24 protein-coding genes are annotated in these 25855 nt (G+C 71.8%); 10 read left to right on the forward strand and 14 right to left on the reverse strand.

The features are described 5' to 3' along the window. Nucleotides 1–209, reverse strand: a 209-nt coding sequence (locus BGO91_RS14155) for a hypothetical protein (RefSeq protein ID WP_290473381.1), incomplete at its 3' end; no start/stop codon positions are given. A gap of 149 nt (nt 210–358) precedes the next feature. Between BGO91_RS14155 and BGO91_RS14160 the strand changes: the two genes are divergently transcribed. Beyond that, nucleotides 359–577, forward strand: coding sequence for a hypothetical protein (locus tag BGO91_RS14160; protein WP_290473382.1), 219 nt, complete (start codon nt 359–361; stop codon nt 575–577). Between the two features lie 6 nt (nt 578–583). Here the strand turns inward: BGO91_RS14160 and BGO91_RS14165 are convergent, their stop codons facing one another. The 4 genes from BGO91_RS14165 to BGO91_RS14180 form a co-directional block, all read right to left on the reverse strand. After that, nucleotides 584–1846, reverse strand: a complete 1263-nt coding sequence (locus BGO91_RS14165) for an LCP family protein (RefSeq protein ID WP_290473383.1) — start codon at nt 1844–1846, stop codon at nt 584–586. A gap of 141 nt (nt 1847–1987) precedes the next feature. After that, a complete protein-coding gene (gene glpK, locus BGO91_RS14170) occupies nt 1988–3508 on the reverse strand; it encodes a glycerol kinase GlpK (RefSeq protein ID WP_290473384.1) in 1521 nt (506 codons plus the stop codon). Between the two features lie 78 nt (nt 3509–3586). Beyond that, nucleotides 3587–4360: an MIP/aquaporin family protein gene (locus BGO91_RS14175; RefSeq protein WP_290473385.1), complete on the reverse strand. Its 774-nt coding sequence runs from the start codon at nt 4358–4360 to the stop codon at nt 3587–3589. A gap of 131 nt (nt 4361–4491) precedes the next feature. Beyond that, nucleotides 4492–6231, reverse strand: coding sequence for a glycerol-3-phosphate dehydrogenase/oxidase (locus BGO91_RS14180; RefSeq protein WP_290473386.1), 1740 nt, complete (start codon nt 6229–6231; stop codon nt 4492–4494). A gap of 123 nt (nt 6232–6354) precedes the next feature. Here BGO91_RS14180 and BGO91_RS14185 point away from each other — a divergent pair, with 123 nt between their 5' ends. The 5 genes from BGO91_RS14185 to ribH all read left to right on the forward strand — a co-directional run bounded on the left by BGO91_RS14185 (nt 6355) and on the right by ribH (nt 11062). Further along, nucleotides 6355–7353 carry a sugar-binding transcriptional regulator gene (locus tag BGO91_RS14185; RefSeq protein ID WP_290473387.1) on the forward strand — a complete coding sequence of 333 codons (999 nt, stop codon included), beginning with the start codon at nt 6355–6357 and terminating at the stop codon, nt 7351–7353. Between the two features lie 272 nt (nt 7354–7625). Next, nucleotides 7626–8669 carry a bifunctional diaminohydroxyphosphoribosylaminopyrimidine deaminase/5-amino-6-(5-phosphoribosylamino)uracil reductase RibD gene (gene ribD / locus BGO91_RS14190; protein ID WP_290473388.1) on the forward strand — a complete coding sequence of 348 codons (1044 nt, stop codon included), beginning with the start codon at nt 7626–7628 and terminating at the stop codon, nt 8667–8669. A 1-nt stretch (nt 8670) separates the two neighbouring features. Next, the gene (locus BGO91_RS14195; RefSeq protein WP_290473389.1) at nt 8671–9297 is read left to right on the forward strand and encodes a riboflavin synthase; all 627 of its coding nucleotides are present in this window, start codon (nt 8671–8673) and stop codon (nt 9295–9297) included. Beyond that, nucleotides 9294–10589 carry a GTP cyclohydrolase II gene (gene ribA, locus BGO91_RS14200; RefSeq protein WP_290473390.1) on the forward strand — a complete coding sequence of 432 codons (1296 nt, stop codon included), beginning with the start codon at nt 9294–9296 and terminating at the stop codon, nt 10587–10589. The genes BGO91_RS14195 and ribA overlap by 4 nt, the downstream gene beginning before the upstream one ends. Beyond that, nucleotides 10586–11062: a 6,7-dimethyl-8-ribityllumazine synthase gene (gene ribH / locus BGO91_RS14205; RefSeq protein WP_290473391.1), complete on the forward strand. Its 477-nt coding sequence runs from the start codon at nt 10586–10588 to the stop codon at nt 11060–11062. Before ribA ends, ribH begins: the two co-directional genes overlap by 4 nt. 15 nt (nt 11063–11077) lie before the next feature. On the opposite strand, the gene BGO91_RS14210 is transcribed toward ribH, so the two are convergent. Next, entirely contained in the window at nt 11078–11506 is a 429-nt protein-coding gene (locus BGO91_RS14210; RefSeq protein WP_290473392.1) for a DUF2269 family protein, read from the reverse strand. Nucleotides 11507–11685: 179 nt separating this feature from the next. On the opposite strand from BGO91_RS14210, the gene BGO91_RS14215 reads away from it, so the two are divergent. Next, complete coding sequence (locus tag BGO91_RS14215) at nt 11686–13089, forward strand: MFS transporter (protein WP_290473393.1); 1404 nt, start codon at nt 11686–11688, stop codon at nt 13087–13089. A 74-nt stretch (nt 13090–13163) separates the two neighbouring features. On the opposite strand, the gene BGO91_RS14220 is transcribed toward BGO91_RS14215, so the two are convergent. From BGO91_RS14220 to BGO91_RS14230, 3 genes are all read right to left on the reverse strand, one after another. After that, complete coding sequence (locus tag BGO91_RS14220) at nt 13164–13637, reverse strand: hypothetical protein (RefSeq protein WP_290473394.1); 474 nt, start codon at nt 13635–13637, stop codon at nt 13164–13166. Between the two features lie 88 nt (nt 13638–13725). Beyond that, nucleotides 13726–14016, reverse strand: coding sequence for a WXG100 family type VII secretion target (locus BGO91_RS14225; protein WP_021765178.1), 291 nt, complete (start codon nt 14014–14016; stop codon nt 13726–13728). 33 nt (nt 14017–14049) lie between these two features. Beyond that, complete coding sequence (locus tag BGO91_RS14230) at nt 14050–14367, reverse strand: WXG100 family type VII secretion target (RefSeq protein ID WP_021765177.1); 318 nt, start codon at nt 14365–14367, stop codon at nt 14050–14052. Nucleotides 14368–14612: 245 nt separating this feature from the next. Here BGO91_RS14230 and eccD point away from each other — a divergent pair, with 245 nt between their 5' ends. From eccD to BGO91_RS14245, 3 genes are read left to right on the forward strand one after another with little or no spacing between them, the layout of a single operon-like run. Next, nucleotides 14613–15953: a type VII secretion integral membrane protein EccD gene (gene eccD, locus BGO91_RS14235; protein WP_290473395.1), complete on the forward strand. Its 1341-nt coding sequence runs from the start codon at nt 14613–14615 to the stop codon at nt 15951–15953. A gap of 3 nt (nt 15954–15956) precedes the next feature. Beyond that, the gene (gene eccB, locus BGO91_RS14240; RefSeq protein ID WP_290473396.1) at nt 15957–17303 is read left to right on the forward strand and encodes a type VII secretion protein EccB; all 1347 of its coding nucleotides are present in this window, start codon (nt 15957–15959) and stop codon (nt 17301–17303) included. Then, nucleotides 17300–18613 carry a S8 family serine peptidase gene (locus BGO91_RS14245; protein ID WP_290473397.1) on the forward strand — a complete coding sequence of 438 codons (1314 nt, stop codon included), beginning with the start codon at nt 17300–17302 and terminating at the stop codon, nt 18611–18613. The genes eccB and BGO91_RS14245 overlap by 4 nt, the downstream gene beginning before the upstream one ends. Here BGO91_RS14245 and BGO91_RS14250 read toward each other — a convergent pair. Genes BGO91_RS14250 through BGO91_RS14270 form a run of 5 tightly spaced genes read right to left on the reverse strand, consistent with a single transcriptional unit; the run spans nt 18610 to nt 25850 of the window. Further along, nucleotides 18610–19944: a hypothetical protein gene (locus tag BGO91_RS14250; RefSeq protein ID WP_290473398.1), complete on the reverse strand. Its 1335-nt coding sequence runs from the start codon at nt 19942–19944 to the stop codon at nt 18610–18612. The genes BGO91_RS14245 and BGO91_RS14250 overlap by 4 nt on opposite strands. Continuing rightward, the gene (locus BGO91_RS14255) at nt 19941–20756 is read right to left on the reverse strand and encodes a protein phosphatase 2C domain-containing protein (protein WP_290473399.1); all 816 of its coding nucleotides are present in this window, start codon (nt 20754–20756) and stop codon (nt 19941–19943) included. The genes BGO91_RS14250 and BGO91_RS14255 overlap by 4 nt, the downstream gene beginning before the upstream one ends. Continuing rightward, nucleotides 20753–21940: a DUF5684 domain-containing protein gene (locus BGO91_RS14260; protein WP_290473400.1), complete on the reverse strand. Its 1188-nt coding sequence runs from the start codon at nt 21938–21940 to the stop codon at nt 20753–20755. The genes BGO91_RS14255 and BGO91_RS14260 overlap by 4 nt, the downstream gene beginning before the upstream one ends. Further along, nucleotides 21937–24480: a transglutaminase domain-containing protein gene (locus BGO91_RS14265; RefSeq protein WP_290473401.1), complete on the reverse strand. Its 2544-nt coding sequence runs from the start codon at nt 24478–24480 to the stop codon at nt 21937–21939. Before BGO91_RS14265 ends, BGO91_RS14260 begins: the two co-directional genes overlap by 4 nt. Beyond that, on the reverse strand, nt 24477–25850 hold the full coding sequence (locus BGO91_RS14270) for a DUF58 domain-containing protein (RefSeq protein ID WP_290473402.1): 1374 nt from the start codon (nt 25848–25850) through the stop codon (nt 24477–24479). The genes BGO91_RS14265 and BGO91_RS14270 overlap by 4 nt, the downstream gene beginning before the upstream one ends. Nucleotides 25851–25855: the final 5 nt, after the last annotated feature.

Genomic DNA, 25855 nt, shown 5'->3' on the forward strand with positions numbered 1-25855 from the left:
ACGATGTGCAGGTAGAGGGGCAGCCGGTAGGTCGCGTAGGTCTGGACCTGCTCGGGGAAGTAGTAGGTGTTGATCACCGGCCACAGCGGGATCGCGACGCAGTACAGAAGGACCAGCAGCGCGGCGATCACCAGGCTCGGGGTCAGGATGAGCAGGACGATGCGGCGGGAGCCGCGGTCGGTCGGAACAGCCGTTGAAATGGTCGACACCTCCAGGATCGTCCTTCCATCCAACGGGGCGCCCGGGCGGCGCGCAGTGGGGCTACCCCCCGAATCCAGTCGCGATCGGGCACGAGCGGTCTCGGCACGGGCGGACTCCTGTGGCAGACTGGCGGCACATCTCAGTGCTGGAGGTCGCAATGGACGCCTGGGTTCTGGTCGTCATCCCCGTCGCGGCGGTGTGGACGGCCGCCATCGTCTTCGCGTTGGCCACCGTCGCCCGGGAGCGGTCCCTGTCCACGACGGAACGCCGGATCTGGATCGGCGCCGTCCTCGTCGCGCCGTTGCCGGCCGCTCTCGTCTGGTTCGCGCTCGGCCCGCATCCGTTCGGCCTGCGCGTCGGCCGCGACCCGCTCTGAGCCGGGTCAGTTGCCCTTCGTGCAGGTCTGCTCGGCGGCCGTCTGACCGGTGACGTCGGACGGCAGCGCGACGGCGGTGGACGTCGGAGCCGGCGTGGAGGTGGCGCTCGGTGTCGACGCCGAAGCGGTCGGGGCGGGCGTGGCCGTCGGTGTCGCCGTGGGCGTCGCGGCCGGTGCGGCCTCGGTCGCCGACCCGGTGGTGCCCGTGAGCTGGATCGGGGTGTCGGTCGTGAGGGCCTGCTGCAGCGCGTCGACGCCGGTCGGCTCGGGGACGACCCGGTTCGCGTCGTCCGGGTCGGTCATGGTCGGGTACTGCACGAAGACGAAGTCGGAGAGCGGGACGCTCTTCAGTGCGAGCGCGATGGAGACCAGGGTGGTCGGCGAGTCGAGGGTGTCGGAGAGCTGGATGTTCGAGGTCGCCGACTTCGCGAGGCTGTAGAGCGTGAGCGGGTTGCTCAGCACGCCGGCGCTGGTCGCCTTGCGCAGGAGCGCCGAGAGGAACAGCTGCTGGTCGCTGATCCGGCCGAGGTCGCTGCCGTCGCCCACGCCGTGGCGGCTGCGCACGAAGGCGAGCGCCTGCGCCCCCACCAGGGTCTGCTCCCCGGCCTGCAGGTCCAGCCCGACGTACGGGTCGGTCACCGCCGTGGCCAGGCAGACGGTGACGCCGCCGACGGCGTTCGACATCGCGATCACGCCGTCGAACGAGATCTCGGCGGCGTACGGGATGGTCAGGCCGGTGAGCTGCTGCGCCGCCAGGACGACGCACGACAGTCCCCCGATCGAGAGCGTCGTGTTGAACTGCCCGCTCGAGACCGCCGAGCTCGGCCCGTTGGACGTCGGGCACGACGGGATGGGCGCCATCAGGTCGCGCGGGATGCTGATCACGGTGGCGTGCTGGTGGTCGGCGGAGAGGTGGAGCACCATCGTCACGTCGTTGTTACCGGCGCCCGAACTCCCGGCGAGCTCGTCCGAGGTCGAGAACTGGCCGCCCTGATCGGTGCGGGTGTCCGTGCCGGCGAGCAGGATGTTGACCGCCCCGGACTCGGCCCCCACCGTCGGAGGCGTGACCGTCTTGCCGGACGCGGAGACGAGGTGGATCGACGGCTTCAGCGAGTGCAGCGTATCCCCGACGGCGTAGGCCGTGACGGCCCCCGCAGACACGACCGCGACGGCCACGACAGCGGCGATCAGGCGTGCCAGCGGGCCGCGCGCCGAGCGGGCGGCGAGGCGGCCATGACGCACGGCGACCGCGTTCGAGGAATGTCTCACATCAGGACGCTAGCCGCCCCACCTGCGCGCAGGCTTTCGGACCCATGAGGAAACCGAGAGACGATCCTGGGAACGAGCCTTCCCCCGCAACGCGCAAGCGCCGCCCGGCGGACCGGGCGGCGCTTGTCGTGCGTGGGCGGATCAGGCGTTCTCGACGTCTTCGTCGACCCAGTCGAAGGTCTTCGTGACGGCCTTCTTCCACAGGCGGAGCTGGCGGTCGCGCTCGGCGGCCTCCATCTTCGGCTCCCAGCGGCTGTCCTCCTGCCAGTTCTTGCGGAGGTCGTCCAGGTTCTCCCAGAAGCCCACCGCGAGACCGGCGGCGTACGCGGCCCCCAGCGCGGTCGTCTCGGCGACGACCGGGCGGATGACGGGGACGCCGAGGATGTCGGCCTGGAACTGCATCAGGGTGTTGTTGGCGATCATGCCGCCGTCCACCTTCAGCTCGGTGAGGTCGACACCGGAGTCGGCGTTGACCGCGTCGAGCACCTCGCGGGTCTGGAAGGCCGTGGCCTCCAGCGCCGCGCGGGCGATGTGTCCCTTGTTGACGTACCGGGTGAGGCCGACGAGCGCGCCGCGCGCGTCCGACCGCCAGTACGGCGCGAACAGGCCGGAGAACGCGGGCACGAAGTACGCGCCGCCGTTGTCCTCGACCGTCTTGGCCAGCTCCTCGATCTCCGGTGCACTGGAGATGAGGCCCAGGTTGTCGCGCAGCCACTGCACCAGCGAACCGGTGACGGCGATCGAGCCCTCCAGGGCGTAGTGCGGCTTCTCGTCGCCCAGCTTGTAGCCGAGCGTCGTCAGCAGGCCGTTCTTGGAGTGGACGATCTCCTCACCCGTGTTGAAGATGAGGAAGTTGCCGGTGCCGTAGGTGTTCTTCGACTCGCCCGTGTCGAACGCCGCCTGGCCGAAGGTGGCGGCCTGCTGGTCGCCGAGGATGCCCGCGACGGGCACCTCGCGGAGCAGGCTCGACGCCTCGACGGTGCCGTAGACCTCGGAGGAGCTCTTGATCTCCGGGAGCATCGACTTCGGGACGTTGAACGCCTCGAGGATGTCGTCGCGCCAGGTCAGCGTCTCGAGATCCATGAAGAGGGTGCGGGAGGCGTTGGTGACGTCGGTCGCGTGCACGCCGCCGTCGACGCCGCCGGTCAGGTTCCAGAGGACCCAGCTGTCGGTGGTGCCGAAGAGCAGGTCGCCGCGCTCGGCGCGCTCACGGGCGCCCTCGACGTTCTCCAGGATCCAGACGATCTTGGTGCCGGAGAAGTAGGTGGCGAGCGGGAGGCCGACGATGGGCTTGAAGCGCTCGACACCGCCGTCTGCGGCGAGACGGTCGACGATCGGCTGGGTGCGGGTGTCCTGCCAGACGATGGCGTTGTAGACGGGCTCGCCGGTGTTCTTGTCCCAGACCACCGCGGTCTCGCGCTGGTTGGTGATGCCGACCGCGGCGATGTCGTGGCGGGTCAGGTCGGCCTTCGAGAGCGCCTGTCCGATGACCTCACGGGTGTTGTTCCAGATCTCGACGGGGTTGTGCTCGACCCAGCCCGCCTTGGGGAAGATCTGCTCGTGCTCGAGCTGGCCGGTCGAGACGATCGACCCGGACTTGTCGAAGATGATGGCGCGGGTGCTGGTCGTGCCCTGGTCGATAGCGACGACGTAGTCGGCCATAGGTAACTCCTTTGTTCTTTGGGGGTGGTGCTGTGAAGGTAAGGGCCGGCCCGGATTCCCGGGCCGGCCCCCGGAGTGCTACTTGATGATCGGGAGCAGGATGATCGCGAGCCAGCCGGCGAGCAGACCGCCGATGACCGGACCGAGGACCGGGACCCAGGCGTAGGACCAGTCGCTGCTGCCCTTGCCCTTGATCGGGAGGATGGCGTGGGCGATGCGCGGGCCGAGGTCACGGGCTGGGTTGATGGCGTACCCCGTCGGACCACCGAGGCTCGCGCCGATGCCGATCACGAGGAGGGCGACGGGCAGAGCACCGAGCGACGCGAGGCCGGAGGCGTCGCCGTTGTGGCCGAAGCCGATCACCACGAAGACCAGCACGAACGTGCCGATGATCTCGGTGACGAGGTTCCACGCGTAGCTGCGGATGGCCGGGCCTGTCGAGAAGACGCCGAGCTTGTTGGCCGGGTCCGGCTCCTCGTCGAAGTGCTTCTTGTACGCCAGCCAGGTGAAGACGGCACCGATGATCGCACCGAGGAGCTGCGCCAGGATGTACAGCGACACCGTGCCGAAGTTGACGTCTACGAGCGTGTGGGCCGACTTCGATCCGAACTCGGTCGCTCCGTTGGCCACGAGGCCGAGCGTCACCGCCGGGTTCAGATGTGCGCCGGAGTTGTAAGCGACGACGACGCCCGAGAACACCGCGATGCCCCAGCCGATGTTCACCATCAGGAACCCGCCGTTGAAGCCCTTGTTCTTGATGAGTGCGACGTTAGCCACGACACCGGTACCGAGGAGGACCAGCATTGCCGTGCCCACCAACTCAGACAGGAAATCTACACCGATATTGTCCACGTTGACCTTCCAGTTGTTCGGTTGACCCGCACCCTGTTGTGCGATGAGGTGTGATCCAAGTCAGGGTGGGCACTTGAACGCTATTGGGCCGTGCCGACCCGGACAAGGACCGTGCTATGCACGTTCGTGCATTATCGGAGCGCCGCGGCTTCGCTCCCGTCCCCGGATACGAGGTGCACCCGGTGGGCGGCGGCCAGTTCCGCTATGAACGCATCTTCCTCCTCGGAACGCCGGTTTGGCGACCATCCGAGCGCGTTTGCCGTGATTTCGCCGATCTCGCGGACCAGCGGGCCACTGACCGAACCGGTGAACGCCAGGCTCGTGCGGCGCAGGAAGACGTCGGAGAGGTGCGCGACGTGCTCCGTTCGCACGAGGTAGTCGACCTCGGCGCGCGAGTAGTCGGGAGCAGCGGCGAGCGGAGCGTCGTCACCGTCGGCGCCGGCGATCGCGTCGATCACGAACGTCGCCGTGGTGCCGTAACGGTGCAGGAGCTGGGCGGCGCGCTCGGCTCCGACGTCGGCGCCGTAGCGGGCGATCCAGTCGCGTTCGGCCTGCGGGGTGGTCGGGAAGCCCACGCCGCCGCCGATGGCGAGGCCGAGGGTGGAGAGCCGGCGCTCCGTCTTCAGCGCGGCGAGGGTCTCGTTCGCCAGGTGCTCGGAGAGGGCGCGGAACGTCGTCCACTTGCCGCCGACGAGGCTGAGGACCGTGGTGTCGCCCAGGCCCGCGAGGGTGCCGGGGACGATGCGGTAGTCGCGGGAGACGAACCCCGGCGCCGTGTCGTCGTGGTGCGGGAGGGGCCGCACGCCGGAGAAGCTGTAGACGATCTGCTCGCGAGTGACCGGGATCGATGGGAAAACGTGCGAGACGAGTTCGATGAAGTAGTCGATCTCGTCCTCGGTGCAGACGGCCGGCACGTTCATGTCGGCGTCGATGTCGGTCGTGCCCACCATGACCCGGCCCTTGAGCGGGTAGATGAGGACGATGCGGCCGTCGTTGTTCTCGAAGAACATCTCGCGGCCCTGGCAGGCCTCGAGCAGGCGCTCGTTGTCGAGGACGATGTGCGAGCCCTTGGTGCCGCCCATGAAGGTCGTGCCCTGGCCCAGCGCCTCGTTGGTGAGGTCGGTCCAAGGGCCGGAGGCGTTGACGACGACGTCGGCGGTGATCGCGAACTCCTCGCCGGACTCGCGGTCGCGCACCAGCACGCCGCCGTCCCGGGTGCCGACGGCCTCCACGTAGTTGACGGCGCGGGCGTGCGGGCCGGAGGCGAGACCGTCGGCGAGGACGTCGAGGGCGAGCCGCTCCGGGTCGTGCACGGAGGCGTCGAAGTAGGTGGCGGTGTACTTGAGGCCCGGGTTCAGCTCGGGGAGCGTCTCGAGGGACTTCTTGCGGCCGTGGAACTTGTGGCGCGGGACGCTGCCGCCGTCGCGCGAGAACGCGTCGTAGATGGTGAGGCCGGTCTTGATGAGGAACGCGCCGCGCTCCTTCGGCTTGCCCTGCTTGTGCGTGAGGAAGCGCAGCGGCGCGGCGAGGATGCCGGAGAAGGTGGAGTAGATCGGGATGGTCGTCTGCAGCGGCTTCACGTAGTGCGGAGCGATCTTCAGCAGGCCGTTGCGCTCGGTCACCGACTCCTTCACGAGACGGAACTCGCCGTTCTCGAGGTAGCGGATGCCGCCGTGGATCATGTGGCTGGAAGCGGCGGACGCGCCGGACACGAAGTCGTTGCGCTCCACGAGCACCACGTCGACGCCCTGGAGCGCCAGGTCGCGGAAGGTGCCGAGGCCGTTGATGCCGCCGCCGATGATGAGGACCTGGGCGGTGGGACGGTCCTGGAGGCGCTTGACCTCGCTGCGGACGCTCGACGTCGCTGTCACGGGAGACTCCTGTATTTCTGTCGATCGGGTGAAACGTGCAGCTATAGTCTTGGTTGCCTGCACAACTTCGATCAAGCCGGATGCACATACGTGCAGGGCCCCCGAGCCGAGAAGACGACCCCGATGACCTCCCCCGAACCCGACACCCTCACGGACAAGGTGCGCGACGCCCTCAAGGCCGGGCACCTCTACTACATGCAGGACCTCACCATGGAGGCCATCGCGCACGAGATGCACACGTCGCGATCGAGCGTCTCGCGGCTGCTCAGCTACGCGCGCGCCTCCGGACTGGTCACGATCCAGATCGCCCAGCCGCACGAGCGGGCCACCCGGATCCAGCAGGAGATCCACGACCGGTACGGCATCGCCGCGCACATCGTCCCGATGCCCAGCGCGATCAGCGACGTCGACCGGCTCGAGCGCGTCGCCATCTCCGCTGCACGGATTCTCGACCGCTTCATCGACTCGAACCAGACCGTCGGGGTCGCCTGGGGCTCCACGATGAGCGCCCTCAGCCGCCACCTCATCCCGAAGGAGCTGCACAACATCGAGTTCGTGCAGCTCAACGGCGCCGGCAACACCTACACGACCGGCGTGCTCTACGCCTCCGAGATCCTGCGCCGCTTCGGCGACACCTTCTCCGGCACGATCCAGGAGTTCCCGGTGCCCGCCCTGTTCGACGACCCGCAGACCAAGGTCGCGATGTGGCGCGAGCGCAGCACCCGGCGCATCCTCGACATCCAGGAGCGGATGGACGTCGCCCTGTTCGGCCTCGGCTCCCCGTTCTCCGAGGTGCGGTCGCACGTCTACGCGGGCGGCTACCTCGGTCAGGAGGACTATGCCTCGCTCGACGAGTCCGGCGTCGTCGGCGACGTGGCGACCGTGTTCTTCCGCGAGGACGGCAGCCACCATGACATCCCGCTGAACCAGCGCGCCAGCGGCCCCGACATCGATCTGATCAAGCGCGTCCCGCGCCGCGTCTGCATCGTGTCCGGCCCCTCCAAGGTGCACAGCCTCCGCGGCGCCCTGGCGGCCGGCCTGATCACCGACCTCGTCGTCGACGAGGGGACGGCCCGCGCGCTGGTGGCCCGCGAGGATGACGCCGGGTTGCCGCGGGAATAGTCCCGCCACGGGGGCGTTGACTACACTCGACAACAGAACAACGTGCTCCGGGGTCGGTGAGAGTCCGAACCGGCGGTCATAGTCCGCGAGCGGGCGGCGTGCGAACGCCACCTGCTGAACCGGTGGAATTCCGGTACCGACGGTAATGCGTGCAGGCTCAGGCCCGTGCGCTCAGTCCGGATGGGAGGCAGCACGAAGCGGTGGTCGGTGACGGCCGCCGCCCGCGCGACCCCGGGACACGTCCGCTCTTCGACAGACAGGACGACGATCCCATGACCCGGGAAGCAGCGATGCGCACCGCGCTCGAGCTGGCCGCGAACGGCCCGGCCACTGGTGTGAACCCGCGGGTGGGCTGCGTGATCCTCGCGCCCGACGGCAGCGTGATCGCCGAAGGCTGGCACCGCGGCGCCGGGACCCCGCACGCCGAGGTGGACGCGCTCTCGAAGCTGCCCGAAGGCGGCGCCCGCGGCGCGACGGCCGTCGTCACGCTCGAGCCGTGCAACCACTGGGGCCTGACCGGTCCGTGCTCCGAGGCGCTGATCGCCGCCGGCGTGGCCGAGGTGATCTACGGCGTGGACGACCCGGGCCGGAACTCGGGCGGGGGCGCGGAACGGCTGCGCGAGGCCGGGGTCGTCGTCACCGGCGGCGTGCTCGCGGGTGAGATCGAAGAGTTCCTGGGCGACTGGCTGACCGCCGCCCGGCTCGGCCGGCCGCACATCACCGTCAAGTGGGCGAGCAGCCTGGACGGCCGCGCTGCCGCCGTCGACGGCACGAGCAAGTGGATCACCGGCACGGCCGCCCGGCAGCGCGTGCACGAGCAGCGCGAGGCCTCCGACGCGATCGTCGTCGGCACGGGCACCGTGCTCGCCGACGACCCGAGCCTCACCGCGCGCGGCGACGCGGGCGAGCTCCTCGCCGCGCAGCCGACCCCCGTCGTCGTCGGCACCCGCGCCGTGCCGAACGACGCCGCCGTGTTCCGCCACCCGCGCCCCGTCGTCTTCGAGGGCACCCACGACCTGCACGCCGTGGTCGCCGACCTCCACCAGCGCGGGTTCCGCCGCGTCTACGTCGAAGGCGGTCCGACCCTGGCGAGCGCCTTCGTCGCCGCCGGCCTGGTCGACGAGTACGCGATCTACCTCGCGCCAACGCTCCTCGGCGGCCCCCGCCTCGCGCTCGGCGAGATCGGCGTCGACACGATCGGCGAGCAGCGGCGCCTGCGCATCCTCGGCGTCGAGCATCTCGGCGGCGACCTCTACATCCGGGCCGTTCCGCTCGCTCCCGCGTCCCCCTCCACCGACTCCGCCCAGGAAGGCTGACATGTTCACCGGAATCATCGAAGAGCTCGGCGAGATCACGGCCGTCGACCGCGTCGCCGACGCGGCGCGGATCACCGTCCGCGGGCCGCTCGCGGTCAGCGACGCGAAGCACGGCGACTCCATCTCCGTCAGCGGGGTCTGCCTGACCGTGATCGGCCAGGATGCACAGACGTTCACGGCCGATGTGATGGCCGAGACCCTCGCGATGAGCACCCTCGACGACGTCGCCCCGGGACGCCGCGTCAACCTCGAGCGCGCCGCGCAGGTCGGCGACCGGCTCGGCGGCCACATCGTCCAGGGGCACATCGACGGCACCGCGACCGTGCTCTCCGTCACCGACGGGAGCGCCTGGCGCGTGGTGCGCCTCAGCCTCGACCCGGAGCACGCGGCTCTGGTCGTGCGCAAGGGATCCATCGCGATCGACGGCGTCTCGCTCACGGTCAGCGAGGTCGGCGGCGGCCGCGAGGACGGCTGGTTCGAGGTGTCCCTCATCCCGGAGACCCTTTCCGCGACCACCCTGGGCGACCGCGTCGCCGGTGATCGCGTCAACATCGAGACGGACATCCTCGCCCGCCACGTGGAACGCATGCTCGCGCTGGGCGAGCGGAACGAACGGAGTGAGTCATGAGCCTCGCCACCATCCCCGAGGCCCTCGCGGAGCTGCGCCTCGGCCGGCCCGTCATCGTGGTCGACAACGAGAGCCGTGAGAACGAGGGCGACGTGGTGATCGCCGCGGAGCTGGCCAGCCAGGAGTGGATCGCCTGGACGGTCAAGAACTCCTCCGGCTTCATCTGCGCCCCGATGACCAACGAGATCGCCGACCGTCTCGACCTGCCGGTCATGGTCGCCAACAACGAGGACGACCGCGGCACGAACTACACGGTGAGCGTCGACGCCGCGAACCGCCTGTCGACCGGCATCAGCGCCGCCGACCGCGCGCACACCCTCCGCGTGCTGGCCGACCTGGACTCCACGCCGGCCAGCCTCCACCGCCCCGGCCACATCATGCCGCTGCGTGCGGTGGAGGGCGGAGTCCGCGAGCGCGACGGCCACACCGAGGCGGCCGTCGACCTCCTCACCCTCGCCGGGCTGACCCCGGTGGGAGCGATCTCGGAGATCGTCGCGGACGACGGCGAGATGATGCGCCTGCCCGGCCTCATCGAGCTCGGCGAGCGCGAGGGCGTGCTCGTGGTCACCATCGAGGCGCTGATCGCGTACCTGCAGGAGTTCCACTGCGACCAGCCGCTGGAGCCGGTGACGCCCATCCCGGAGTCGTCCCGCGTCATCTTCGAGGTCGAGACCACGGTGCCGACGACGCACGGACCGTTCCGGATGCGCGCCTACCGCGACCGCATGACCGGGGCCGACCACGTCGCGATCGTCGCGGGCGAGCCCGGAGCCAACGGGACGCTGGTGCGCGTGCACTCGGAGTGCCTGACCGGGGAGGCCTTCGGCTCGCTGAAGTGCGAGTGCGGCCCGCAGCTCGACGCGGCGCTCGACACGATCCAGCGCGACGGCGGTGTCGTCGTCTACCTGCGTGGCCACGAGGGCCGCGGCATCGGCCTCATCAACAAGCTGCGCGCCTACAAGCTCCAGGAGGACGGCCTCGACACCCTCGACGCCAACCTGGCGCTCGGCCTGCCGATCGACGCCCGCGACTACGGCGCGGCCACGGCCATCCTGCAGGACCTCGGCATCGAGTCGGTGCGCCTGCTGACCAACAACCCGGAGAAGGTGCGCCAGCTCGAGGAGCACGGCATCGACGTGGACGAGCGCGTGCCGCTCGTGGTCGGCGTCGGCGCCTTCAACGAGGGCTACCTGGAGACCAAGCGCGACCGGATGGGTCACGCGATCGGGAGCATCGACCAGACCCCGACGGACGAGACGGCTGCGATCGCAGCGGAGAGGACCACACGATGAGCGGAGCGGGAGCCCCCAACGCGGCAGCGGCGATCGACGGGAGCGGCCTGAACGTCGTGATCGTCGCCGGCACCTGGCACGAGCAGATCACCGACGGCCTGATCGCGGGAGCGCAGCGCACCCTCGAAGCGTCCGGCGCCACCTGGTCGCTGGTGCGGGTGCCGGGCAGCTTCGAGCTCCCGGTGGTCAGCAAGACGGCGCTGGAGTCCGGCGCCGACGCGGTCGTGGCGCTCGGCGTCATCATCCGCGGCGGCACCCCGCACTTCGAGTACGTCTCGGCGGCGGCGACCGACGGACTCACCCGCGTGGCCCTCGACACCGGCAAGCCGGTCGGCTTCGGCGTGCTCACGCTCGACGACGAGGCCCAGGGCATCGACCGGGCGGGTCTGCCGGGCTCCAAGGAGGACAAGGGCGAGGAGGCGGCTCACGCCGCGCTCGCGACCGCGATCACCCTCCGCGAGCTGCGCGGCTGAGGCGACGGCCTCCCGCTACGGCTTCCAGACCATCAGCACAACGACGGCGACGAGGAGCAGGGTCGCGACGCCGGAGCCGGCCGCGATGGCCGGGTACTTCGACACCGTCCCGCCCTCGATCGCCTCAGCGGCGCGACGCATCGTCGGCACCACGAGGAAGAGCGTGAGGGCGAGCGCGACGACGTAGAGGATGATCGACCAGAGGATCCACGGCGTCACGATGCTCAGGTCGTACTTCTTGTCGGCCAGGCTCATCGCGCCGAACCCGAAGACGATCACCAGCAGCGACAGCAGGGACATGAGGTTCGTCGACTTCGCGAGCACCTGGACCTGCCCGGCGTTGCCCGCCCGCACGGCGCGCATCGCGGTCATCGGGATGATGGCCATGGGACCGACGATGAAGACGGCCGCGACCACGTGCAGAACGTTGAACAGAGTATCCATGCGGCCAGCCTAGCGATCGGGCGGTTGCGCGGATTCGTGCGCCCCGCGGTCCGCGCATAAGCTGGAAGACGCGCCACAAGCGCTTCCACACACACTTTTCCCCGCCTCACCAGCTCCGGACGCCCGATCGACGCCGGCACGCCTCGCGGTCTCGCCTCCCGTCCCGGAAGATTCCACGCATGTCAACGACGGCCTCCGTCAACCCAACGCCCTCCCCGCAGCCCGCGAACACCCGCGGCCGCGTCATCCTCGCCAGCCTCATCGGCACGTCGATCGAGTTCTACGACTTCTACGTCTACGCGACCGCCGCCGTCCTGGTCTTCCCCTCGCTGTTCTTCACCAGCGAGGACCCGACCGCCGCGCTGCTGTCGTCGTTCGCCGTCTTCGGCGTCGCCTTCATCGCCCGTCCCGTCGGCTCCATCCTCTTCGGCCACTTCGGCGACCGGATCGGCCGCAAGGGCACGCTCGTCGGCTCGCTGCTGACGATGGGCATCGCGACGGTGCTGATCGGCTGCCTCCCCACCGCGCAGACGCCGGGCTGGGAGTTCTGGGCGCCGTTCCTGCTCGTCGTGATGCGCTTCTGCCAGGGCCTCGGGCTCGGTGGGGAGTGGAGCGGCGCGGCCCTCCTCGCGACCGAGAACGCCCCGGCCGGCAAGCGCGCCATCTACGGGACGTTCCCGCAGCTCGGCGCCCCGATCGGCTTCATCGTCGCCAACGTGCTGTTCCTCATCCTGAACCTCTCGATGAGCGCAGACGCGTTCGCGGCCTGGGGATGGCGCGTGCCGTTCCTGCTGAGCGCGGTGCTCGTCATCGTGGGCCTCTACGTGCGGCTCAAGCTGGTGGAGACGCCCGCCTTCCAGAAGGTCGTCGACGACGGCGAGGTCGCCAAGCTCCCCCTCGCACGCGTCTTCAAGACCAGCTGGTGGCAGATCGTCCTCGGCACGTTCATCATGCTGGCGACCTACGTGCTCTTCTACCTGATGACCGCGTTCACCCTCACCTACGGCACCACCGCGGCCTCCACCGACGCAGCGCGTGCCGCGGCGGAGAAGGCCGGCAAGGCGTTCGACCCGTCGACGTTCGTGCCCGGCCTCGGCTACACGCGCAACGACTTCCTCATCATGCTCATCATCGGCGTGGTCTTCTTCGGCATCTTCACCCTGGTCGCCGGACCGCTCGCCGAGCGCTTCGGGCGCCGCAAGACGCTGATCTGGGTGACGCTCGGGATCATCGTCTTCGGCCTGCTGTTCGTCCCGCTCTTCGCGGGCGGCACGATCGGCACGATGGCGCTGCTCATCGTCGGCTTCACGCTCATGGGACTCACCTTCGGCCCCATGGGGGCCGAGCTGCCCGAGCTGTTCCCGACCAACGTGCGGTACACGGGCTCGGCCATCGCGTACAACCTGTCGAGCGTGCTCGGCGCCGCCGTGGCCCCGACGATCGCGGTCTGGCTGTGGACGGTCGGCGGAGGATCGACCGTCTGGGTCGGCGTCTACCTGTCGCTGGCGGGTGTGCTCACCCTGATCGCCCTGCTGCTCTCGAAGGAGACGAAGGACATCGATTTCACCGACAACGTCAGCTGACGCGTCGCCGAACGACGAGAGCCCCGCGGATCCTGGATCCGCGGGGCTCGTCTCGTCTCGGGACGCGAACGGCGTCAGCCGTGCTCGGCGCCTTGCTTCGACCGGAAGAACTCGTTGGCGCTCTGGCCGTCGATGGTCGTCGGCGCAGCAGGCGCCGCCGGCGCCGCCGGGGCGCCGGGTGTCGCCGGTGCAGCGGCCCTGGCCGTCGGCTTCGGCTGGTCGTCGATCACGGCCTGGAGCGTCTGCGCATCCTCCTTGGCCTTGTCGTCGGCTGCGTTCAGCGTCTTCACCGCGTCGCGCAAGGCGTCGGTGTTCGAGGCCACCGTCTTGTTGAGCAGCGTGGCGTTGGCGGCGATCGCGTCGAGCGTGCTGCCGAGCTGGGCCACGAAACCCGCGAGAGCGGGCTCGGCCGAGCCTCCCGAGCTGCCGCCGACCTGGTACTCGGTGACGAGCTTCGGAGCATCGGCGACGGTCGCCGCATCGATCCGCTTGGCGTGGTCGAGCACGGTCTCGCCGTCGACTCCGACCTTCTTCGCAGAACCGGTCATCTGTTCCCTCCCCTCCTCGGGACTACGCGGAAACGCGTTCGCGGACCGGCGCCGGAGGAGTCCGGTGCCGATCCGCGAGCGACGTCGTTCAGAGCGAGAAGCGCCCGGCGGACGACTTGTCGGACGACACGTAGTGCTGAGAGATCTCGTCGGTCTTGTTCGAGATCTGCTCGAGCAGGGTGTTCAGCGCGGTGAGGGACTGCGTCCACTTGCGCTGAGCGTCGTCGTACGCGGTCTGCGCCTGGCCGTCCCACGAGGCGCGGAGCTTGCCGACCTCGGACTCGAGCTGCTCGAGCTGGGACTTGATGCCGTTGGCACCGGTGCGGATCTGACCGGAGAGAGCGGTGAGCTGTCCGGGGTCGACTGACATCGACTGCATGTTCAAACCTTCCTTATGCCTGAGCCGCTGGGCTCAGGAGCCCATCATCGACGAGAGACCGGAGATCGTCTGCTGGTGCGACTCCTCCGTGCTGACCTGGTCGCGCTCGGTGCCGCTCAGGGCGTCCTCGAGCGTGATGAGCACGTCGTTCAGCTTGCGCGTCTCGTCGTCCCAGCGGGCCATGAGCTGCGAGAACGCGCCAGCCGCCTCACCGGTCCAGAAGCCGCGGAGCTGCTCGATCTCGCCGCGGACGAACTTGACCTGCTGGTCGATCCCGGACTTTGCCGTCCCGACCGCTTGGGCACCGCGCTTGAGCGCGCCCTCTTCTGCTGAGATCACTCCATCAACCATGACACTCCATTCCTGTTTCCATCACTGGTACGCACGGCAAGACCCCCCAAGCTCACCGACATGCAAGTGCACATGAGGTCATGTCGACATCGGCCACGCTATTGGCGTTGGTGCGGGAGTGCAACCTCTCCAGGGGGATATCAGTGCTAGCACCCATGCGGCCCGGCGGCGTGTCGGCTTGGCTAGGATGAGACGGCGTGGCGGTCGGCACCGCCACCGCGCATACAGGGGGAGGCACGGACCGGGTGAGTCAATCCGTCAGCACACTTCGGGCGCTTCTGCGCATCTCGGTCCAGAGCGAAGGCAGACGACTCGACGTCGGCGTCCCCGCCCACCTCCCGCTCATCGAGCTGATGCCCGGCTTCGCCCGCAGCCTCGGCGTCCTCGACCCGACCATGACCCACGTCGGCTACACCCTCCAGCGCGCGGACGGCAGCACCGTCGACCCCAGCCGGGGCGCGCTCGACCAGGGCATCCAGGAAGGCGAGCTGCTGACGCTCGCCCGCGGCGCCCTGCTCGCCGAGCCCCTCGTCTACGACGACATCGTGGAGGCCGTGCTCGACGCGACCGCCGAGCAGCACCGGCCGTGGACGCCCGCCGACAACACCCGCACCGCCCTCGCCGTGAGCCTGACCATGCTCGGCGTGTGCGCCGTGCTGCTGGTCGCCGCGGGGCACTCCCTCGCCATCGGGATGATCGTCGCGATCTGCGGCGCCGTCCTCCTCCTGACCACGTCGGCCGTCCTGTCACGCGTCGGGCAGCCGGAGGCCGGGTGCGGGCTCGGGCTCGCCGCCGCCGCGTTCGGGGCCGTCAGCGGCTACCTCGCCGTGCCGGGAGGCGAGGCCCTCTGGGGCTGGCCGCTCGCCGCCGCGGGGCTCGGCGCCGTCGTGATCGGCGGCGCGGCCCTCGCCTTGACCCCCTATCGTCCCGAGCTCCAGCTCGTCCCCGTCGCCACGGGGGCGGCCGTCGGCATCCCGGCCGTGATCACCGGGCTCCTCCCCGACGCCCAGACGGCGGCGTACTCCCTCACGGTGGCCATCGTCGCCACCCTGGCCAACGCGCTCCCCTGGCTGGCGCTCAGCTCCACGCGTCTGCGGGTGATCAGCCCGCAGAGCGACAGCGAGGTGTTCGCGAACCCCGCGCCGATCGACGCGGAGGACGTGCGGCGCCGTGCCGCGGCCGGTCACCGCGCCCTCGTCGCGCTGCGGCTCGCGCTCGGCCTCTCCGTGCTGGCCTCGACGCCGGTCGTCGCCGGCGCGACGCCGCTCGGCGCCGTGCTCTGCGCGCTGGCCTTCCTCGGTCTGATGTTCCCCGCCCGTCAGAGCTATTCGCGCAGCAACGTACTGACCCTGATGGCGCTCGGGACGGCCGGGATCGCCGTCACCGGACTCACGGTCGCGATCGCCCAGCCCGGGCTCATCCCTGCGCTCCTCGCGGTGCTCGGGGGCGTGACCGTCATCACGATCGTCATCACCCTCCTCGATCCGCGCGTGCGCGTGCGGCTCGGCCGGCTGGCGGACACCGCTGAGGTGGTCGTGCTGGCCCTCCTGCTCCCGATCGGCGTCATCGCGGCCGGACTGGCCTGATCCGTGGCGAGCAAGACCGACCTCATCGAGGCGCAGAACTTCTCGCGCCGCCGACTGCTCACGGCCTTCGTCAGCGGGGCGCCCGGCGGCAAGGAGCTCGAGCCCGCCCGTCCGCTCCGCGCGGTCGTCATCGCCATCGTCCTCACCGCGGCCGTGCTGCTCGCCGGCGCGTTCTACGGGCTGATCCAGCCCGGCCTGCCGCAGGGCTGGCAGAACGGCCGCATGCTCATCGCCAAGGACACCGGCGCGCGCTACGTCTCCGTCAAGGGCGTGCTGCACCCGGTCATCAACACGGCGAGCGCGCGGCTCCTCATCCCGTCGTCGAGCTTCGCCGTGATCACGACCGACTCGCACGCCCTCTCCGGCATCGCGGTCGCCTCCCCGGTCGGGATCGTAGGGGCGCCGGACGCCCTGCCCGCGCCGGACGCCCTCGTGAACACCGGCTGGACGGCCTGCGTCACCGACGACGGCGGCATCGCGACGACCATCGCCACCCGGCCGGCGGCCACCGCGACCTCCCGCGCGGTCGTCGTCGAGAACGGCGGCGAGCGCTGGGTCGTCGCGGACGGCCTCCGCTACCGGGTGGACGACGAGAACGCGGATGCCGTGCTGCGCGCCGCGGGCATCGACTCCCTCGCACCGGTCCGGGTCTCGTCCGACTGGCTCAACCTGTTCTCCCCGGGCGCCGCACTGGAGCCGCTGGTCATCACCGATGCCGGCACGCCCGTCCCCGGTGGCGAGCTCGACGACGGCCCACTGCTGGTGGGCGAGGTCGTCCACACCTCGGGCAGCCCGGCCGAGCAGCGATTCGTCGTGCAGCCGGACGGGGCGCTCGCCACCCTCAGCCCGCTGGCCTGGCAGCTCTACCAGCTCGGGTCGGGCCGGACGATGGCGGCCGTGCGCGATGTCTCCGCCGCCGCCGTCGCGGGCCTGCACACCGCCAAGGCTCCGGCCGGCGGGGCGGATTGGCCCGCCGACGGCTTCACGTCGATCACGGCGAGCGACCGCGCCTGCGCCCTGCTGTCGACCGACTCCGGTGGCACCCGCACGGTGCTCGCGACGGCCCCGGCGTCCCGGAAAGCCAGTGCAGGTGTGGCGGTGCAGGCGGGCCACGGCGCCCTCGTCGACGCAGCGGGACGCGGCAGCGGAAGCGCGGGGATGCTCACCCTGGTCGACGCGACCGGGACGGCCTTCGCCCTGCCCGGCGCCGACGACGAGACCGTCAAGCGGCTGGGGTACACGCCGGACGACGTCGGCACGATCGAGCAGAGCTGGGTGGCGCTGCTGAAGAGCGGACCCGAACTGAGCACGTCCGCCGCGGGGGCGACCTCGACCGCGTCCGCCGGATGACCCGCCGTCGCGGACGGCTCGCGATCGCCGGCCTCGCGGGTGCCGCTGCCGTGCTGCTCGCCGCGGCACCGGCCTCCGCCCTGGCCGCACCGGTCGGCGCGGTCACCGGCGTCCCGGCCTTCTCGACGGTCGCCACCGCGGCCGATACCGGCTGCACGGACGCCGCGACCTTCATCCCCCAGCGTCCCCCCGCTCTGAACCAGCTCCAGGCGCCCCTCGCGTGGGACACCACCCGCGGTGCCGGCGTGGTCGTCGCCGTCGTCGACTCCGGGGTGGATGCGGCGAATCCGCACTTCGCCGGGGTCCTCGCGGGCGGCACCGATCTGGTCGGCGACGGAGCCGGGTCGGCCGGCTACGCGGACGGGTACGGCCACGGGACGGCCATCGCGGGCGAGATCGCCGCGCAGACGGTGACCGGCTCCGGAGTGGAGGGGCTGGCTCCCGACGCGCGCATCCTGTCCGTGCGGGTCTTCGCCGGCACCGACGACCAGGCCGTCGCCGCCGGCATGGGCCCGAGCATCTCCCGCCTCGCCGCCGGCATCCGCTTCGCGGCGGACGCCCACGCCCAGGTGATCAACGTCTCGCTGTCGACCGCGGTCGACGATGCCGCCCTCCGCGACGCCGTGTCGTACGCGACCGCGCACGGCAGCCTGATCGTCGCGAGCTCGGGCAACCGCGACTCGTCCCTGGCGGTCGAGAAGGACCAGCAGGACGGCGTGCGCTACCCGGCCGGCTACCCCGGCGTCCTCGGGGTCGCCGCGACCGGCGCGAGCGGCGTCGTGACCGACGACAGCATCCACGGCGCACAGGTGGCGCTGAGCGCGCCCGGCCAGAACGTGCTGACGGCGGCGAACACCGGTGGCGACTGCGTCTACGCCTCCAGTGCACCGGCGACGAGCTTCGCCACCGCCTACGTGTCCGCGGCGGCCGCGCTCGTCGCCTCCGCCCACCCCGACGAGACGCCGGCCCAGTGGGCCTACCGGCTCACCGCGAGCGCCATCCGCGCGCACCCGGACGCACGCGACGACGATTCCGGGTGGGGAGTCGTGCAGCCGTACGAGGCGATCGTGCTCGTCCCCGGCTCCGAGACCGCCGGCCCGGTCAATCCCTTCGCCACCGCTTCTCCGTCGGCGGGAGGCCCCGCAGCGGCCTCGACGGTGAGCGTGCGGGCCAACGACGACAGCCAGGCCCGGCAGTCGGCCATCGCCGTGGCGGTCTCCGTCGTGGGGGCGAGCCTGCTGGCGGCCATCGCCGCGCTGAGCATCCTCTTCGCACGGCGGAGACGGGCCGCGGCGACGGCGGACGTCTAGCCGCCGAAGACCACCGCCGCGATCCCGATCAGGCCGCCGACCGAGACGGCGCAGGCGGCGACGACACCCGCGACGGTGACCCATCCCGCCTTCCGGCTGGCACGGCCCACCGAGCTCATCGACGGCGCCTCTGCGCGGGTGGCCTCCGGCCCCGTGCCGAGATCCGGCCCCGGAGCGGGCGGCGCCGGGATCGGACGCGGTTCGTACACGTCGACCGCGTTCGCGCCGACCGCCTCGACCGCGCGGGTCGACGCCGGCAGCCCGGTGGGCAGCACGATCGGGGTGCGCTGTGCGCGCAACGAGCGACGGGTGCGGGGCACCGGCGTGCGCGGCGGGACGGCGGGGGTGCCGGGGTGATCGGGGTCCGCGGTCGGCGTGGGGCGGGCGATGATGGTGTCGTCCGCGTCGCCGGGGGCGCTGGGGTCGATCGCGGCGCTGGGGCTGCTGGGTTCGCGGGGCGCCTCCTCCGCGTCGTCCGGACGGTGGACGACGCGCGTCGCCGCGACCGGGTCGTCGTCGTCGCGGTGGACCACACGGGTGGCGTCCAGAGCCGGGTCGCCGACACGGCGCGGGCTGACGATCGTGTCGTCGAGCTCCGCCGCCGGCTCGGGATCGGGCTGGGGCTGGGGCTGGGGCTGCAGCTGCGGCTCGGGCTGAGGCTGCGGCTGCGGCTGCGGCTGCGGCTGCGGCGCGGGGTGGGGCTGCGGCTGCGGCGCGGGGTGGGGCTGCGGCTCAGGCTGGGTCTGCGGCCCGGGGTTTGGCTCAGGCTCCCTGTCCGGCCCGGGATTTGGCTCAGGCTCCCTGTCCGGCTCGGGGTCGAACGGAGGGGCGGGCTCGGGCTCGGTCGGCGCCGGCGCGGCCGTCTGCGGGTCGGGGCGGACGGGCTCGACAGGAGGCGCCGGTGGGGCGAACGGCGCGACGGGAGTTCCCCGGTCGAGTGGCGACTCCGCGGAACTCGACGTTCGGCGCACGATGACGGTCTCATCCAGTCCCTCGGGCTCGGGCTCGGGCTCGGGGGCGGGGCGCTCCACCACAACGGTCTCGTCCAGAGGCTCCGGACGCTCCACCACGACCGTCTCATCCAGAGGCTCATCCAGAGTCTCGTCCGCGGACTCCGGCCGCTCAACCACGACCGTCTCGTCCAGAGGCTCCGGCCGCTGGACGACCACCGTCTCGTCGACCGGTTCGGGATCGGGGTCGGGATCGGGGTCGGGCTCGGTGCGGCGGACGATCACCGTCTCATCCAGCTCCTCGAGCTCGACCCGGTCGTCGAGCTCCGGCTGCTGCTCCTGCTCCCGCTGCTCCTGCTCGCGCTGCTCCTCGCGACTCATACGGGCACCGTGTCCCCGTCGTCGGTCCATCCGGCGGGCTCGCGGGTGTCGGCGGGTCCGGCCGTGCCGGGGTCGCCTCCGGCGAGCACGTCCACGACGACGGCAGTGACGTTGTCCCGTCCCCCGGCGCGGTTCGCCGCCTGGATCAGGGCCGCCGTGGTCGCCGGCGGACGCCCTCCCGCGACGAGGATCTCGCGGAGCTGCTCGTCGCTGAGCTCGCCGTGCAGGCCGTCGGAGCACACCAGGAGGCGCTCTCCGGTGGTCACGGGCATCAGCCAGCTGTCTGCGCGCGCGTCCACGGAGCCGAGGGCGCGGGTGATCACGTTCTTGTCCGGGGCGGAGGCTCTCTCGTCGTCGCGGAGCACGCCGGCGTCGATCCGCTCCTGAACGAGCGAGTGGTCGACGGTCAGCTGCTCGAGGTAGCCGCCGATGAGGCGGTACACGCGCGAATCCCCGACGTTGACGATGAGCCAGTGCGGCCGTCCCTCGTGCACGACCAGGATGACGCCGCTGAGCGTGCTGCCCGCCCCGCGCGCCGTCGTGGCGGCGAGCGCGGTCGCGCGACGCGAGGCCTCGTCGATCGCCGTCGACACCTGCAGCAGGTCGACGACCCCGCCGGTGCACAACGTGTCGCGGAGCGCCCCGATGACCGCGGCGCTGGCCTGGGCGCCCGCTTCGTGACCGCCCATCCCGTCGGCGACGGCGAAGACGGGTGCGACGGCGAGGCAGGAATCCTCGTTGGCCGCGCGGCGTCGGCCCACGTCGCTGCGGGCGTCCGCGCTCAGCTGCACGCCGGAGACGACGGCGGTCATCGGCCGTCCTCCCGTTCGATGCGCAGGCCGACGGTCCCCAGCAGGAGTCGCCCGGACACCGGGGCGGAGTCGCCGGGGGCGAGCTGGCGCTCCACGCCGTCGAGGTCGAGGAACACCCCGTTCGTCGACTGGAGGTCGGTGACGACCCAGCCGTCGCCGTCCCGGGTGAGGCAGGCGTGCTGCTTCGAGAGGGTGCGGGAGGTGTCGGGGACGGCGAGATACTGCACGCCGTGCTCCTCCCCCGCGGGGCGGCGACCCAGGACGACCACGTCGGCCTCCAGCGGATGCCGGCCGCCGTCGTCGGTGACGAGCGTCCAGGTGGCGACGGCGCGACGCTCGACCACGATGGTCTCGGCCGCCTCGTCGTCGAGGTCGATGCCATTTTCGATCGGCTCAGGCGCGGGCTCGGGCGCCGACTCGGGCATGGGCTCGGGATCGGGCACGGCGACCTCCGGGGTCGGGATGTCCGCGGGGGCATCCATGAACGGCGTGCGGATCGGCGCCGGATCGGCGACGGGTTCCGCCGGCGGGGCGACAGGCGCGTACGGGGCGCCTGGTTCCGTTGGCGGAGAGACGGGTTCCGCGGGCAGGGCGACGGGTTCCGCTGGCGGGGCGACAGGTTCCGCGACCGGAGCGGCGGCCTCCACGAGCGAGGCCGGAGCCGCGGGCGGCACCTCAGCCGTCGGCGGCGCGACAGGCACCGCCGGAGCCACCGCGACGGGAGGCTCGACGATCGTCGCCACGGCGCCGAAATCCGGCTCCGGCTCGGGCTCGGGAGGCGCGGTCCGCGCGGGCGGAGCCTCCGCGGTCGCCACGGGCTCGCGGGTGGACGCCAGCACGGTGGCCCAGACCGGCGGCAGCAGCACGGCCAGCGCGGTGGAGCCCGCGCCGCGGCCGAACGTACGGCCGATCCGGTTCGCGGCGAGGGCGCGCAGGACGATCGCGTAGACGCAGACGACGGGGATGAAGAAGAACACGACCGTCCAGGCGGGGCGCCCGCCGAGCCGGAGGATCTCCGCCTCGTTCAGCACGGGCACCCACGCGCGCCACGGTTCCACGTTCCGCCGGGCGAACACCCGGGAGAGTGCGGCGGCGTACCAGAGGAAGACCGCCAGCCCGATGATGAGGCCGACGAGACCCGCGACGAGCGCGAGGACGACGAGGGTGGCGGTGCTGTCGGTCATGCGCTCGCCTTCCGGGTTCGGGGCGCCGTGAGCAGTCGCCAGGAGAGCCGCAGGCGCGGGCGCCCGAGGGCACGCACGAAGGAGGCGGGATTGATCGCGGCGAGCAGCGAGCGCACCGGTCCGCGGTCGGCGCGCAGGCGCGCCCGCTCGGTATCGAGGAGCTCCCAGGCCCGCTCGGCAGCCTCCCGCGTGGGCGGGTGCTCGGCGAAGACGGCGATGTCGGTGAGCGCGGCCAGCTCGATGGCGGCGGGAGAGCCGATCGCGGCCGCGACATCGCGACGCGTCCCCGGGAGGGCCGGATCGCCGCCATCGGTGCGGGCATCCATCAGCTCGGCCCAGGCCCCCACGACGGCGACCTCCGGCACGGGTGCACGGCGACGACGTCCGCGCCGCATCCGCTTGGCGATCAGGAGCACGAGGAAAGGCAGCGTCAGCAGCAGGAGGGTCGCCACGGCGAGGCCGACGATCGCCAGCACGCGCAGCAGCACTGTCACCCACTCGGGCTGCTCCTGCACGACCGCGCGGGTCGCATCCCGGTCGTCGTGCTGGGCGGCGGGCGGCAGCACCGTGCCGACCTGAGGCTGCTCGGGGACGGTCGGGTTCTTGGGCAGCTGGTGGTCGAGCGAGATCAGCGTCGGGGCCTTCTCGAACTGCGGCTCGACGTCGACGGTCGTCCACTCCCCCGCTCCCGGCGCGCGCACCTCGATCCAGGCGGCCAGGTTGGCGCCCGTGCACTTTCTGGAGCAGGCCGGGATGCCGCCGGTCTCGCCCGTGCCCATCCGCACGCCCACCACGACCCGCGACTCGTAGCCGACCGCCCGCGCGAGCAGGGCGCCCGCCGCCGCGAACTGCTCGTCGTCGCCGACGCCCGCGACCAGCAGGTCCGCGCTGGAGGCGCTCCCGACGCGGTTCTGCTGCTCCAGCAGCTGAGCGAAGAGCGCCTCGATGCGTGCGGTCGAGTGGCCGGCGAAGCTCGACTCGAACGGGTAGGCGGACTGGCTGCGCAGGGCGGCGATCCAGGTGGCGGCCTGGTCGTCCTCCGCCAGGGAGTGGCTGAGGTAGCCGCGGTCGCGCAGGCGGGAGATGAGCTCCTGGAATCCGGCGGCCGTCCGCGGCTGCGCCTGCGCCTCCAACCACGCCGCCAGCTCGGGATGGGCTTTCAGATCGACGAGGCTGCTGGTGCCCGGATCCGTCAGCGGGACGGCCGGCGTCCCGGTCCCCTGCACCTCGTAGCTGTCGCCGCTGCGCACGCCGCGCGCGCCGTCGGCGGCCTGAGTGGTGTCGATTCCCGCGCCGGTCTGCTTGTCCAGGTAGAAGGCGTCGGCCAGCGCCGCCGCGCGGGGTCCGCCGAAGGTCGGGGAGGTGCGGGCGTCCGCCGGCATCGGCAGCCAGATGCCCGAGTAGCCGTCGGCGATCGTGACGGTCATGGTCCGCGCGCCGGGAGCGGGCGAGCCGCCGGGCAGGCGCGAGAAGCGGGTGTCCCCCGAGACGAGGAAGTGCTCGCCGTCCCAGTCGTCCAGGGTCGCCAGCCGCAGGCGGTCGATGCTGGACCCGGCTCCCGAGACGGAGAACAGCTCGCGGTCGTACGCGCCCTTCTCGAAGGACGCGCGGTAGCGGCCGAGCGGGGTGGTCTGCTGCTGCACCACCAGCAGAGGCTCGGTCGAGGTGCGCAGTGTCTCGCGCGTGCTGGTGCCGGCGAGCGCCGGACCGGCGGTGAAGCCGGCGACCAGAGCGACCACCAGGAGGCCGGCGCCCAGCAGCCGGCGACGGACCGCGGCGCCGGCCGAGGCCGACCCCTGCCGCACGACGCCGACGGTGCCGCGGGCGGCGGCCAGCGCAGCGCGGCGTCGCAGCCGCGCCCGGAGGGTCAGCCAGACGAGCGACGCCGCGACCAGCAGCAGGCCGAGCAGAACTTCGCGGGGCGCGTCGATGCGGATGCCCAGCAGGAGGAGCGGAGCGCCGGGGTCGGTGGCCCCGAAGGCGATGCCGAAGACGCCCATCCCCAGCACGACCGGGACCGCCGCGGCCGCGCGGCGTTCGGGCGAGAGGGCCAGAGCCGCGGCGAGCGCGGATCCGATCAGGAAGAGCGCGTAGACCGGCACGAGCACCGCCTGGTACTGGCCGACCGGCAGGTCGAGGGTGAGCAGCTGCTTCCAGCCCAGGACGATGCCCGTCACCCCGTCGAGGAGGCCGCGCAGCACCTCGAGCGGGGAGACCAGCGCCGAGGGCACGGCGAGAGGAACGACGCCGACGATGTAGAGGCCGGCGACGACGAGGATGTGCACCCACGCGGGCCACCGCCGCAGCCGTGCGACGACGGCGGTCCCGACTCCCACGACACCGGCGTAGGCCGCGACCGCGACGAGGCGCGGCGTCTCGTACAGCGGCCACGCGAGCGCGCAGGCGAGCGCGAGGCCGACCAGGACGTAGGCGGCGGCCAGGACCGTCTGCGGCACATCCAGCCGGAGCGCTGCCGCCCGCTGCGAGCGGGCCCGACGAGCCGCCGCCCGAGCGCCGTCGCCTCCCACCGGCGCGCTCACTGAAGCGCTCCCCGCGCGATGAGCTTGCCGAGGTCGTCGAGGGCGCCGACGGTGAGGACGCTCATGGGGCCGAAGCGCCGGAACGCCGGGTCGGCGCCGAGCTCGCAACGCACGGCGACGCACTGCGTGTCGGGGCCGAAGGCGATGGAGGCTCCGCGCAGCCGGCCCAGCGGCGTGTGCGCGCCCGTGACCAGGAAGACGACCGACAGGTTCGGATTCGACTGGGCGGTGAGCTTCGCGACGTCCTCGAGGCGGCTCGCCCGCTCGGCCAGCTCGATCTCCGAGAAGCCGTCGAGCATCGCCGCCGCGTTGCGCGTCGGCAGCGTGCGGATCGTCACGACCTCGCCGCGCACCAGTTCCGGGCGCTCGGCGCTCGTCGTCACCACCAGGTCGCGACCGTCGCGGACGGCCTGGAGGCTGAGCGACGCGGCCACGCTGACAGCGAGCTCGAACTCGTCGTCCGACTCGTATTCCTCCTCGGCGGTGATGCCGATGGTCACGGCGATGCGCGAGTGCCGCGCCTCCTCGTACTGGCGCACCATGAGCCGACCGGTCTTCGCGGTCGACTTCCAGTGGACGTGGCGCCGGGAGTCGCCCGGCACGTAGTCGCGGATGGCGTGGAACGCGAGGTCCGCATCGACGATCGTGCTCGTCGGGAGACCCTCGAGGTCGCGGATGAGGCCGGCGCTCGTACCCGGGATGACCGCGGTCACGGGATGGACGTGGAGCGTGTGCACCTCCGGCCAGAGCGCCTCGCGCCGCAGCAGCCCGATCGGGTCGCCGCGGGAGACCGAGACCGGGCCGACGTCGATGACGCCGCGTCGGGCGGCCGCGATCGACAGCCGCTCGGTGTGCTCGGCTCCCGCCGCGAGGAGCGGCACGTACGCCTCGGCGAGTCCGGACCCGATGGGCACGTCCACCCGCCCGGGCAACGACGCGCGGCTTCCCGCGTTGCGGACCACGAGCCGCCCGGTCACGTCGTCGCCCGCGACGACCCGCTCCCGGTCCAGGGCGAGCTGCACCCGGTAATCGTGGGAGCCCAGGAGGAAGGGGATGCAGACGACGATCAGCGCTGCGGCGGCCGCAGCGACGATCCAGCCGAGGCTCCAGCCGGCGACCCAGCCCGCGATCGCTCCGGCGACGAGCACGCAGACGACCAGCCAGCCCGGCGCGGTGACGGTCTCCACCAGCCAGCGCACGGAGGCGCGCAGCGCCGAGCCGACGGCCGCCGCGGCCGCACGGCCCCAGAAGACGCCGTCCTCGACGATGCCGGTGCTGCTCCTCGTGACGCTCGTGACCGTCGAGGCACGCGTGCGCGTGCCGGTGACGGTTCGCGTCAGCCGCGAGGAGGTGTCGTCGTACTCTGCCATCCGCC

Origin of the sequence: Leifsonia sp. 71-9 (assembly GCF_001898805.1) — a bacterium.
Lineage (GTDB): Bacteria > Actinomycetota > Actinomycetes > Actinomycetales > Microbacteriaceae > Leifsonia.